We start from the raw sequence: 12,857 nt of genomic DNA on the forward strand, positions 1-12,857 counted from the left end.
TTTATATTGCTCGAACAAATTAACTTAACTAATTTCTAATGAAGACAATTCTCCCAATTTTAATGTTTTTCTTTTGTGGATTAACATTTGCTCAAACAACTGTAACGGGTTCTGTCGTTGACGACAACGACCAGCCTATCCCGGGTGCTAATATAATTGTAGTAGGTACATCTACAGGGACTGTTACCGATTTCGATGGTAAGTTCTCACTTACTTATAGTCAAAACCCACCGTTTTCTATTCAAGCAAGCAGTGTAGGTTTTGAAACAGTATCTTCAGAAATCACCACCAATCCACAAGCCGTAAGTTTTGTGTTAAAAGAAGGTAATGAACTTGATGAAATAGTAATTTCAGCTTCAAGAACACCTGAAAGTGTTAGAGAATCTCCCGTTACTATTGAAAGATTTGATGCCAAGGATATTCAATTAGCAACCTCTCCTGACTTTTATTCAAGTCTTGAAAACTTAAAAGGTGTAGATGTTAATAAAGGAAGTTTAACTTTTAATGCTGTTAATACTCGTGGTTTTGCAACTTTTGCAAACACACGATTCGTTCAATTAGTTGATGGTATGGATAATTCTTTACCTGGATTAAATTTTGCTTTAGGTAATATATTAGGGTTAAGTGAGCTAGATGTAAATAGTGTTGAAATATTACCAGGGGCATCTTCAGCTCTTTATGGTGCTAATGCCTTTAATGGTATTTTATTTATGACCAGTAAAGATCCATTTATGCATCAAGGAGTAAGTGCTTATGTTAAAACAGGATTGACGGTACAGGATGAGGCTGGTGACAATCAATTTCATGATTTTGGATTTCGTGTAGCTCATGCATTTAGTGATAAGTTTGCTGCAAAAGCTTCGTTTTCCTATTTGAGAGGTACAGATTGGTTTGCATCAGACGATAACCAATACACACTTGGAGCAGTTGGTACAGAAGATGCTATATCAGCTTTTAGATCAGATCCTGCACATGATGGATTAAATATTTATGGCGATGAGGTGAAAACTTTATTAGACTGGGATGCGATTGCGGGAACACCAGCAGGAACCTTAGGCAAAAGCGAAGTCGCCAGAACAGGCTACAAAGAATCTGATTTAACAGATTATAAAGCTGAAAGTCTGAAAGCGTATTTCACTTTAAACTACAGGCCTTTTGGAAATAATACTGAAGTTATTTGGAGCTCTAAAATTGGTTCAGGGTCTTCTATCTATCAAGGTTCCAATAGATATGCGATAAAAGATTTTGCATTGCAACAACATAAATTAGAATTTAGAGGTGACAATTTTTTCCTTAGAGGGTATACAACTATAGAAAACGCTGGTAACTCTTATGATATGCGTTTTACAGGAATTAACATGAATAAAGTAGGTGCTACACAGTGGTTTGGGATTTATGCTCAAAATTATTTAGGAGGCGTATTAGGTGGTTTAAGCCCAGAGCAAGCTCATAACGGAGCTAGAGTAGCGGCCGATGTTATTACTCCTCAACCAGGTACTCCAGAATTTACAGCTCTTTTTAATAAAGTCACAAATGACCCAGATGTGGCTACTGGTTCTAAACTAGTGGACGAATCTAAAATGAACGTTGCTGAAGGTAATTACAATTTTAAAGATTTATTAAATAATGCTTTAGATTTACAACTGGGTGGTCAGTACAGACAATATTCATTAAATTCAGGTGGTAGTATATTTACAGATTACGATGGATCCATAGATTATAACGAATATGGTGCTTATCTGCAAGGTATCAAAAAACTAATGGATGACCGATTAAAAGTAACGGCTTCAGTGCGTTATGATAAAAATGAGTTTTTTGATCCTAGCTATTCACCAAGGCTTTCTTTTGTTTACGCTGCCGGAGAAAATAAAGAACATAACTTCAGGGCATCTTTTCAAACAGGATTTAGAAACCCAGACACTCAAGCACTATTTATTGGATTTAATGTAGGTAGAGCTATTTTAGTCGGTTCTGCTCCAGATAATTTAGATAGAAGATTACCTGGCACAGATTTAACTGGTAGAGATGCTTACTTTAATTCTTATACAAGAACATCTGCAGAAGCATTTGGGGCAGCAGTAGGTGCTGCAATCGCTGGAGGGACTAATCCAAATGTAGCTGTACAAGAAAACGCAGGATTATTAATGCCTGTTCAAGGTACTGGCGCAACACCTCTTGCTGAACAAGAGAAAGTAACAGCCTTTGATGTAGGGTATCGTGGCAAAGTAGGCTTTGTAACTGTTGATTTAAATGCTTATTACAATACTTATGATGGTTTTAGTGCTCAAAAACTTGTAGTGACTCCTAAATCGGGGTCGGTGACTGATTTATCGGGTGTAATTGATGTTGCAGGTGGTAACACCCAAGTTTTTAATGTATACACAAATTCAATCGGAGATGTTAGCTCCTATGGAGGGGTTATTGGTTTATCTACAAAAATTGCTAAAGACTTTAATTTAGGGTTTAACTACACCTATTCAAAACTAGATTTTGACCAAGCAACAGATCCAGATTTTAGTGCAGGATTTAATACACCAGAGCATAAGGTAAAAGTATCACTTGGTAATCCTAACTTATTTAAAGATTTTGGATTTAATATCAATGCGCGTTGGAGTGATGAATATTTCTGGCAAGCAACTATAGCCAATGTTATGATACCTGCAAGAACAGTTGTTGATGCTCAAATAAATTATTCTGTACCATCTATAAAATCTATATTCAAAATTGGTGGCACTAATTTAGGTGGCAAAGAATATCAAAGTGCAGTAGGGTCTCCTTTTATTGGTTCGCAATATTTTGTTTCATGGACAATAAACAATTAGTAGACTCTAAAAAGAATTTATTACTAATTATAATTTCTAAACACCTTCAAATTGAAGGTGTTTTTTATTCCAAAAAAGCTTTAAAAACAACTTTTATTTTAAATTAAAAAATATATCTTTGCAGCGCGAAAACAGAACGTGTTTTCACTCAATTAATTAGCATAACAAAAAGATATAAGTAATGGCTAAAGTTACAGGTAAAGTTGCACAGATTGTAGGTCCGGTTATCGATGTTGAATTCGCTGCTGGTTCAGAGCTTCCAAAAATTTACGATTCGTTAGAAATTAAAAGACCTGACGGTTCCTTATTAGTACTAGAAGTACAATCTCACATTGGTGAAGATACGGTTCGTACTATCGCTATGGATTCTTCAGATGGTTTAAGTAGAGGAACTGAAGTTACTGCAACTGGAGCGCCTATACAAATGCCGATTGGTGATGATGTTTACGGACGTTTGTTTAATGTAATTGGAGATGCTATTGATGGCCTTGGAGATTTACCTAAAGCTGGTAAAGCTGGGTTACCAATCCACAGACAAGCACCTAAATTTGAAGACTTATCAACGTCTACTGAAGTATTATTTACTGGTATTAAAGTAATCGATTTAATTGAGCCTTATGCAAAGGGTGGTAAAATTGGTTTATTTGGTGGTGCTGGTGTAGGTAAGACAGTATTAATTCAAGAATTGATTAATAATATAGCAAAAGGTCACGGTGGTTTATCAGTATTTGCTGGTGTAGGAGAAAGAACTCGTGAAGGAAATGACCTTTTAAGGGAGATGTTAGAATCTGGGATTATTCGTTACGGTGATGATTTTATGCATTCTATGGAAGATGGTGGATGGGATTTATCTAAAGTTGATAAATCTAAAATGAAAGAATCAAAAGCAACGTTTGTATTCGGACAAATGAATGAGCCTCCAGGAGCACGTGCTCGTGTTGCATTATCTGGTTTAACTATTGCGGAATATTTTCGTGATGGTGCTGGTGAAGGACAAGGGAAAGATGTACTTTTCTTCGTAGATAATATTTTCCGTTTTACACAAGCTGGATCTGAGGTATCTGCATTACTTGGTCGTATGCCTTCTGCGGTAGGTTACCAACCAACATTAGCAACCGAGATGGGTGCGATGCAAGAGCGTATTACTTCAACTAAAAGAGGTTCTATAACATCTGTACAAGCGGTTTATGTACCTGCGGATGATTTAACAGATCCTGCACCTGCTACAACCTTTGCTCACTTAGATGCAACAACAGTATTATCTCGTAAAATTGCTGAGTTAGGTATTTATCCTGCGGTAGACCCATTAGATTCTACTTCAAGAATTTTAACTGCTGATATTTTAGGACAAGAGCATTATGACTGCGCACAACGTGTAAAAGAGTTATTACAACGTTATAAAGAATTACAAGATATTATCGCCATCCTAGGTATGGAAGAGCTGTCTGAAGAAGATAAGCTTGCTGTTGGACGTGCTAGACGTGTGCAACGTTTCTTATCTCAACCTTTCCACGTAGCAGAACAGTTTACAGGTATTCCAGGAGTTTTAGTTGATATTAAAGAAACTATCAAAGGTTTTAATATGATTATGGATGGTGAATTAGATCGCTTACCAGAAGCTGCATTCAACCTTAAAGGCTCTATTGAAGAAGCTATTGAAGCTGGAGATAAAATGCTAGCTGAAGCTTAATTCAAATTGACAATTGTCAATTATTAATTATCAATTGGGAAACTATGTATTTAGAAATTGTATCACCAGAAGCAACATTATTTAGTGGCGAAGTAACTTCGGTATCTGTACCAGGTGTCAATGGGGAATTTGAAATGTTAAAAGATCATGCCCCTATTGTTTCATTGCTTAAAGAGGGGTTTGTTAAAATTTCAGGAAATATTGAACTAGATGAAGAAGTTCAGGGTAAATTTACTCAAGGTGATAAAAACACTACCTTATTAAAAATAAATTCTGGAACTTTAGAAATGAAAGACAACAAACTTATTGTTCTTGCAGATTAAAATTGAAACAACAATTAAGTTTTTTTGAACTTCATTTTATAAAAAATCTAAAAGCTTTCTAAAACTAGAAAGCTTTTTTTATTTATATTATTTTAAACTAATATTCGTTATATATAAATATATTTGAAATTGAAAGAGGTATTATGTTTCGAAAACTAATTTTACTTACATTCTTTTTAATCCCGTTATTACAATTTTCACAAGATTTTTCTGAATTATGGGAAGGCCATTTTTCGTATAATAATATCTCCGAAGTGGTTCAAGGAAATAGTAAAATCTATGCTTCTGCTGAAAATGCTATTTTTAGTTATGATACAGTAACAAATGAGTTAGAAAAAATAACAACTATAAATGGTTTGTCTGGTGAAAATATTAGTACTATAACTTATAGTGAAACCTTCGAACTATTAATAGTAGGTTACGAAAACGGATTGATTGAAATAGTATTTGACAATGACGATGATGTGCTATCTGTTGTTGATATTATCGAAAAACCAACCATACTTCCAACAAATAGAGGAATCAATCATTTTAATATTATTGATAATCTGGTATATATTGCCACAGACTATGGGGTTTCTGTATATGATTTAGAACGACTCGAGTTTGGAGACACGTATTTCATAGGAAACTCAGGGGAGCAAATTCAAGTTACCCAAACAACCGTATTAAACAATTTTATTTATGCTTCTTGTTTAGGAAATAATGGGATAAGAAAAGCGCAAGTCTCAAACCCAAACATTATAGATTTCAATAATTGGCAAACTATTTCTACTGGTAATTTTACTGCTATAGAGTCAATATCTAATCAACTTTATACTGTTAGAACAAACAGAATAATATATAGAATAGCAAATGATTCATTCACAGAATTATTTACATATTCAAGTATCCCAGAATCTTTAAAAACCGTAGATCAAAATTTAATTGTTGTTATAAGCGATACGGTTTATATATATGATGAAAATTTTAACACAATTACCCAAGCATCAACTAGTAGTGAATTTAATACCAATTTTACATCGGCTACTGTAGACTTAGAATTTATTTATATTGGCACAACAGATTTTGGTGTATTGAAGACTTCATTGGATAATCCGACTATTTATGAGGAAATTAGGCCAGATGGCCCTTTGCTGAATGTGCCATTTGCTTTAAAAGCAGGTCCAAACAATTTGTGGGTTACATTTGGGGAACACAATTTATTCCTTAACCCATATCCGTTAAACAGTAGAGGCATTAGTCATTTAAAAGAAAGTAACTGGATTAACACTCCATTTGATGATGTATTGGGTTCGCGGTGTCTAAAAACTATTACTCCTAATCCAAATAACACTAATCAAGTGTTTATTAGTTCTTATATAGACGGTTTATTAGAAATTAATGATGAAGCTCCTACTGTTTTATACGATCATACCAATAGTGGATTAGAATCTTGGGATTTTGCTCCAAATCCTAGCCTCATTAATATTAGAGTTGGACCAACAATTTTTGATGATAATGGCCTGCTATGGGTTCTTACAAACATTGTAGAGCGAGCCTTGAAAACATACAATCCTGCCAATAATCAATGGCAGTCCTATGATTTAAACGAAGTAATCGCAGACCCATTTGACAACAATGGTTTTAATGATTTGGTTATTGGAAATGACAATACAAAATGGATTGGAAGTTATTCCAAAGGACTCATTGCATTTAATGAAAATGGCAGTAATAAATTAATAAAAAATCTAACGACTGAAGAAGAAAATATGCCAACGGAACTTATAACAGCCTTGGCATTAGATAAAAGAAACCAACTATGGATCGGAACTTTTAGAGGGCTTAGGGTTTTATACAATACCACAAATTTTTTTAATGATGACGATATAAAAGCCGAGGAAATAATTATTCTTGAAGATGGAATTGCAAAAGAATTATTGTTTCAACAACAAATAACTGATATAAAAGTCGATGGATCAAACAACAAATGGATAGGAACTGGTGATTCTGGAATATTCTATTTTTCGTCTGATGGTCAAGAAACTATATTTCATTTTACAAAAGATAATTCACCCCTACCTTCAAATTTAATAAACGATATATCAATCGATCAAGAAAATGGTATTGTTTACATCGCAACTGGGAAGGGTCTTGTCTCATTTCGTGCTGGAGGATCGAACCCTTTTCAAGATTTAGAAAAAGCTTTTGTTTATCCTAATCCTGTAAGACCTAGATTTAACATAGTAGATAAAAAAGTAAAAATTAAAGATATTTCTGAAAACGTAAATATTAAAATAACCGATATCGAAGGCAATCTTGTTGCCGAAGCACAATCAAGAACCAATCAACGCTATAATGGTTTTAATCTAGAAATTGATGGAGGTACTGCCTATTGGAACGGTAAAAACCTAGCTAATAATATTGTAGCCTCTGGCGTATACCTTATTATGTTATCAGATTTAGATACTTTCGAAACAAAAGTTTTAAAATTAATGGTTGTTCGATAATGCTAGTTAACACAAATGCCATTGTCTTATCTAAAATTAAATACCGAGATAATGACCTGATTGTTAAATGCTATACTGAAAAATATGGGGCAATCAGCTTTTTACTTCGAGGTGTTTTAAAAAATAAAAAAGGGAATACAAAAGCTGCATACTTTCAATTACTATCTCAAATTCAGCTCGAAATTATTTATAAAAATAATAGGTCCTTACAATCTATTAAAGAGGTTAGGATAAATCAATTATATTCTAGCTTACATTCTAATGTGGTAAAAAGTGCTATTGTAATGTTTTTAGCTGAAGTCTTATCGAGTTCCTTAAAGGAAGAAGAAGAGAATGAACTCCTTTTTAGCTATATTGAAACTACCCTACAATGGCTAGATACACATTCTGATTACGCTAATTTTCATTTGCTTTTTTTACTTAACCTTACTAAGTATTTAGGATTCTATCCGGAAACTATTAATTCAGAATTTAATTTTTTTAATTTAGAGCATGGCAAGTTTGAAATAGAAGCTAAAAGTAAGCATAGTATTTCAGGAGAAAATTTAACACTTTTAAAACAGCTATTAGGCATAACATTTGATGCATTAAATACAGTGAAAATTAATACAAAGCTAAGGCAATCATTTTTGAATATGATTTTGCGTTATTTTGAATTACATTTGGGCAGTTTTAAAACACCTAAATCACTACAGATTTTTAATCAAGTTTTCAATTAATGAAATTTATTCAAACGATATTTTTCTTTCTATTCGCTTCAATTTGCTTACAGGCTCAACAAATAAAAGTTCTAAATAAACTAACTGACGAACCTGTTTTTGGAGTTGCAATCTACAACGCAGATAAATCTAAAAGTGTTATCACTAATTTTGAAGGCGAGGCATCTCTAGATAAGTTTACTACATCCGAAATTCTTTATTTTCAGCATTTAACGCATATCACAAAAACCATAGTAAAAAGTAATATAGATAATATTGTCTATCTAAATTCTAACACTCAAGGTCTTGAAGAAATTATAATTTCTGCTTCAAAATTTGAACAAAATAGTAAAGATATTCCTCAAAAAATTATAAGTATTAAAGCTAAAGACATTCAATTTACCAACCCGCAAACGAGTGCAGATATACTGGGAAATACAGGGCAAGTATTTGTGCAAAAAAGTCAATTAGGAGGTGGTAGCCCCATGATAAGAGGTTATTCTACCAATAGATTACTTATAACAGTTGATGGTGTTAGAATGAATAATGCCATTTTTAGAGGAGGTAATTTACAAAATGTTATTGCTATCGATCCTCTCTCTATACAAAACACCGAAGTAATATTAGGATCGGGATCTGTTATATACGGCAGTGATGCCATTGGAGGTGTGATGAGTTTTTATACTCAAAAGCCAAAACTTTCTTATACCGATTCGCTTCTATTTAAATCGAATGTTATGCTACGCTATGCTTCAGCAAGTGATGAAAATACAGGTCATTTAGATTTCAGTTTAGGCTACAAAAAATGGGGTTTTTATACCAATATAAGTTATAACAGTTTTGGGGATTTAAAAATGGGTCAGCATGGTCCTAAGGATTACTTAAGATCAGAATTTGTTAGCAGAATAAATAATGAAGATATTATTATTTCAAACAGCAATCCTTTAGTTCAAAAGCATTCAGGCTACAACCAAATTAACCTCATGCAAAAGGCGCGTTATGAAGCTTCGGAAAATCTAAGTTTCGACTTAGGTTTATACTTTTCTACCACTTCAGACATTCCAAGATATGATCGGTTAATTAGGTATAGAAATGATGCTTTACGCTCATCTGAATGGAATTACGGCCCACAAAAGTGGTTTATGTCAAACTTCCAAGCAACTAAGCTAAGTAGTCGATCTGTTCTTTATGATAAAATTAAAGTCACTATCGCATATCAAAATTTTCAAGAAAGTCGAATTGATCGAGATTTTCAGTCTGATATAAGAAACACAAGAGAAGAAGCAGTTGATGCCTACTCGCTAAATTTAGATTTTGAAAAAAGATTAAATGCAAAAACTGATTTCTTCTATGGTTTAGAATACATATACAATAAGGTTATGTCTGATGGTCTGGAAGAAAATATCAACACAAATATTACTTCTTCAACTGTTTCAAGATACCCCAATGGTGCTAGCTGGAAATCTGCAGCAGTCTACACTAGCGTAAAATATAAACCCAATGTAAAGTTTGTATTTCAATCGGGTTTACGATTTAATCATATTGTTTCTAAAGCTAATTTTAAAGAAAATAATACGTATCTAAATTTACCTTTCGAGTCTTCATTAAATAAATCTGGGGCTTTTACTGGAACAGCAGGAATAAGCTGGTTGCCAAACCCAATTTTAGAGTGGAAACTAAATGCCTCTTCGGCTTTTAGAGCTCCAAACATTGACGATATAGGGAAAGTCTTTGATTCTGAGCCAGGATCCGTTGTTGTGCCCAATCAAAATTTAAAACCAGAATATGCTTATGGTTTAGAACTAGGACTAAAAGTTAAATTGAAAAATGTTATACTTGATATGAGTTCTTATTACACCTATTTAGATAATGCCCTTGTGCGAAGAGATTATAATCTGAATGGCGAAAGTCAAATTCTATATGATGGTGAATTAAGTAATGTTCAAGCCATTCAAAACGCATCAAAAGCTTGGATTTATGGTTTTGAAGTTGGCATAAAAGCAAAGATAACTCAACAATTAAATTTGTTATCCCAGTATAGTATTATTGGTGGCACCGAGGAGAACGATGGTATTGAAGTTCCTGTACGTCACGTTTCACCTAGCTTTGGAAATACACATTTAACATGGAGTAATAAGCACTTAAAAATTGATTTTTTCGCAAATTACAATGGTGAGTTGTCTTTCAATCAATTAGCCCCTTCAGAGATTGAAAAAGACTTTTTGTATGCCTCAGATTCTAACGGCAACCCATACTCACCCTCTTGGTATACTTTAAATTTAAGGACGCAATACCAGATTGGAAAAACTATGTTATCCGCAAGTTTAGAAAATATAACCAATCAAAGGTATAGAACTTACTCATCTGGTCTAACAGCTGCAGGAACAAACTTTATTTTATCTCTAAAATATAGTCTTTAAAATTATTTTTTTATAAACTTTTTTGTTAAAATTTCTCCATTGGAAAGTTCAATTTTAGCAATATAAAGCGACCTATTCAACTTAGATAATTTGAAAGTTTCTGTTGAAGAATTTCCTTTTAATTTATAAATAAGGTTTCCAGAAAAATCAAATATCGAAATTCCATCAAGTACTAAATCGTTTGTTGATGAAAATGTAAGCTTATTGCCATAAAGTTCAACAATGTTTACTGCATTTTTTTCTAAAGAAATTAAACTTTTATTAGACCAAGTCTTTTTGAATACTATTTCAAAACGATCATTAAATTCCCCTACTTCAGAAGTGAATGTGTAATCTGAATCTGATAAGTTATAGGTGGTCTTTAATAAACGATCCTTTAAGTAAACCGTGTTCTGTGTTAAAAATTCACCCTGAAGTTTATCAATGGATAGTTTATATAAAGTAGGAACACTAATGGCAGTACTAAAGCCAAGTTTAACTTTTTCGTTAGGTGTTAAGTCTTGTGTGCTTTTGCCTTGAATCGCGAACTTTTTATCCGACTTCTTTATGATAGAATATAAAATGGCAGAGCTATTAGAAATTGTAATTTTTTGAGCATCATATTTATTGCCATCATCTAGACTAGTTGCGCCATCAACATAGCCAATCAATACTTGATTAAACACACCATTATCTGATGTTAAATTCAACCATAACTTATTATCCTGAGCGCTATTTTTAATCTTAGATTTTGGATTATAACTTTTAAAAAATTGACTATTATTTCCAGTTCCTCTAACTCGTAAACTATTATTAAAAGTCACAGATCCTTCACTAATATCTCCAGATGTTGAAATTGGAGTAGCGGCATCTGAATAAGCAACAAAAAAACCTTGACCAGAAGGAATAAATCGATTTGGTGGTATGCCATCACCTCCTTCTAATACACCCGTACTATTTATCATTGCATAATCTGAATCTGAAAAATTCAACGGTTCATTGCCATTAGCACTGGGGATAGGCTCTGTGTTTTGTGACCACAAATAAATAGCTCCATCCACGTCGCTATTCAATGCAAAAAAGGCGTCTGCACTTATTGCAGAAGGATAAGGGTTTCCAATAAAATTTAAGTTTGTATCATTGGTTTCTGAATCGTTTCTGTATAGAGGAACAGTAATTACTCCATTATTAAAATGGCCTTCAAATGTATAAACGAACTGTTTTGGAAGTCCAGGACTGCTTTCAAAAATAACCCGATTGTGTGTACTTGCATAGCCCAAACCGGGAGTCATTATAGTAGCCCCTGAAACCAATTGCCAATCATTCGCATTATCATCGATACCATCTTGACCAACAATTTGAACGTTATTATTATTCGTTTCCATGGTTGCATCCAAAAAATTTTGTGCATTATACCCAAAAATCCTTCCAGTTTGCGCATCAGATAAACCGTTCGAAATTGTCGTTCCACTAACTGGTGAACTCCAATACGTGTACTCATACCAATTGTTAGCTGGAGCAGTTTCTTTTTCTACTGTAATATTACCCGCACCAATTACTGTTGCTAGATCATTTATTTGAACAAAAGCACCTTGAGGTCTAACTATTATATTTCCATTAGCAATTAACTCATTCTGAACCTCAATATAATCATCATTATCTATAATAAGTGTACCCGAATTAACAGTTAAAGAACATGCGCTGAAACTACCATCGGTAGAGGTGTTGAAATCACCATTTATAATGGCTGCTGTTGAGCTAGTTGGTGGAATAGACCAATTCATCCCATCCCAAGTTGCAGTTAAAGGGCATTGACTAACATTTACAGCTCCATTAAAAACAAAATCATTGATACTAAGAGTTCCATTTGTATTAGTACCACCCCAAGCATAAACTCTAAACGTAATTGAACTAATAATGTTCTGATAATTAACACCAGATAAATCAACTGTTGATTGTGTAACTACCCCTGATCCACCAATAATAGGTGTTCCTATATTAGATGTATATCCATCTAAACTACTTCTAACAGCAATTTGTACTGGACCTGTATTGGAGCGTTCCACATTAAAAACAAAATTTGTAAAATCTATTTCATACCCAACATTAGGTGTAAGGGTAAAATAGAAATAATCGTTAGAATCAAATCCTGTTCTATTCCAATCTCTCGCATTATATCTATTGTTAGCATTATTCGCATTAATTGCAGGTCCCCTTCCAATACCAGAGACTGTTAAATTAGGGTCAACTACTTGACCTATAATGTAAGGGTCGTCGTTACTTGGATTATTTGTAGCTATATCATTAAAGAATATGGTTTGTCCATTTAGAATAATTGGACATACCAATATTATAACAATTGAAAAAAGTTTTTTCATTTAAGTTAAGTTTAATTTTTAGATTTGGTAAAATAAAAATTGAATTTGCTATTAATTA

The 12,857-nt window shown here is 33.3% G+C and carries 7 protein-coding genes; 6 read left to right on the forward strand and 1 reads right to left on the reverse strand.

Annotated features, from left to right (window positions below):
* Nucleotides 1–38: 38 nt before the first annotated feature.
* The 6 genes from AC2D6V_RS02910 to AC2D6V_RS02935 all read left to right on the forward strand — a co-directional run bounded on the left by AC2D6V_RS02910 (nucleotide 39) and on the right by AC2D6V_RS02935 (nucleotide 10,442).
* Nucleotides 39–2,822, forward strand: coding sequence for a TonB-dependent receptor (locus AC2D6V_RS02910; protein WP_484646546.1), 2,784 nt, complete (start codon nucleotides 39–41; stop codon nucleotides 2,820–2,822).
* A gap of 181 nt (nucleotides 2,823–3,003) precedes the next feature.
* Nucleotides 3,004–4,512 (forward strand): F0F1 ATP synthase subunit beta, encoded by a 1,509-nt coding sequence (gene atpD / locus AC2D6V_RS02915; protein WP_484646547.1) that lies wholly within the window; start codon nucleotides 3,004–3,006, stop codon nucleotides 4,510–4,512.
* Nucleotides 4,513–4,556: 44 nt separating this feature from the next.
* Nucleotides 4,557–4,835: a F0F1 ATP synthase subunit delta/epsilon gene (locus AC2D6V_RS02920; protein WP_484646548.1), complete on the forward strand. Its 279-nt coding sequence runs from the start codon at nucleotides 4,557–4,559 to the stop codon at nucleotides 4,833–4,835.
* Nucleotides 4,836–4,978: 143 nt separating this feature from the next.
* Nucleotides 4,979–7,324: a type IX secretion system anionic LPS delivery protein PorZ gene (gene porZ, locus AC2D6V_RS02925; protein ID WP_484646549.1), complete on the forward strand. Its 2,346-nt coding sequence runs from the start codon at nucleotides 4,979–4,981 to the stop codon at nucleotides 7,322–7,324.
* Nucleotides 7,324–8,043 carry a DNA repair protein RecO gene (gene recO, locus AC2D6V_RS02930; RefSeq protein WP_484646550.1) on the forward strand — a complete coding sequence of 240 codons (720 nt, stop codon included), beginning with the start codon at nucleotides 7,324–7,326 and terminating at the stop codon, nucleotides 8,041–8,043. The genes porZ and recO overlap by 1 nt, the downstream gene beginning before the upstream one ends.
* Nucleotides 8,043–10,442 (forward strand): TonB-dependent receptor plug domain-containing protein, encoded by a 2,400-nt coding sequence (locus AC2D6V_RS02935; protein ID WP_484646551.1) that lies wholly within the window; start codon nucleotides 8,043–8,045, stop codon nucleotides 10,440–10,442. The genes recO and AC2D6V_RS02935 overlap by 1 nt, the downstream gene beginning before the upstream one ends.
* Nucleotides 10,443–10,444: 2 nt before the next feature.
* Here AC2D6V_RS02935 and AC2D6V_RS02940 read toward each other — a convergent pair whose 3' ends face one another.
* Nucleotides 10,445–12,799 (reverse strand): T9SS type A sorting domain-containing protein, encoded by a 2,355-nt coding sequence (locus tag AC2D6V_RS02940; RefSeq protein ID WP_484646552.1) that lies wholly within the window; start codon nucleotides 12,797–12,799, stop codon nucleotides 10,445–10,447.
* Between the last annotated feature and the right edge of the window lie 58 nt (nucleotides 12,800–12,857).

The sequence above is a fragment of the Algibacter sp. YIN40 genome, from assembly GCF_057219435.1.

Excerpts from the sequence above, each read along its gene's own strand:
- AC2D6V_RS02920 (WP_484646548.1), top strand. The coding sequence starts at position 4,557 with ATGTATTTAGAAATTGTATCACCAGAAGCAACATTATTTAGTGGCGAA.
- atpD (WP_484646547.1), top strand. The coding sequence starts at position 3,004 with ATGGCTAAAGTTACAGGTAAAGTTGCACAGATTGTAGGTCCGGTTATC.
- AC2D6V_RS02935 (WP_484646551.1), top strand. The coding sequence starts at position 8,043 with ATGAAATTTATTCAAACGATATTTTTCTTTCTATTCGCTTCAATTTGC.
- AC2D6V_RS02940 (WP_484646552.1), bottom strand. The coding sequence starts at position 12,799 with ATGAAAAAACTTTTTTCAATTGTTATAATATTGGTATGTCCAATTATT.
- AC2D6V_RS02910 (WP_484646546.1), top strand. The coding sequence starts at position 39 with ATGAAGACAATTCTCCCAATTTTAATGTTTTTCTTTTGTGGATTAACA.
- porZ (WP_484646549.1), top strand. The coding sequence starts at position 4,979 with ATGTTTCGAAAACTAATTTTACTTACATTCTTTTTAATCCCGTTATTA.
- recO (WP_484646550.1), top strand. The coding sequence starts at position 7,324 with ATGCTAGTTAACACAAATGCCATTGTCTTATCTAAAATTAAATACCGA.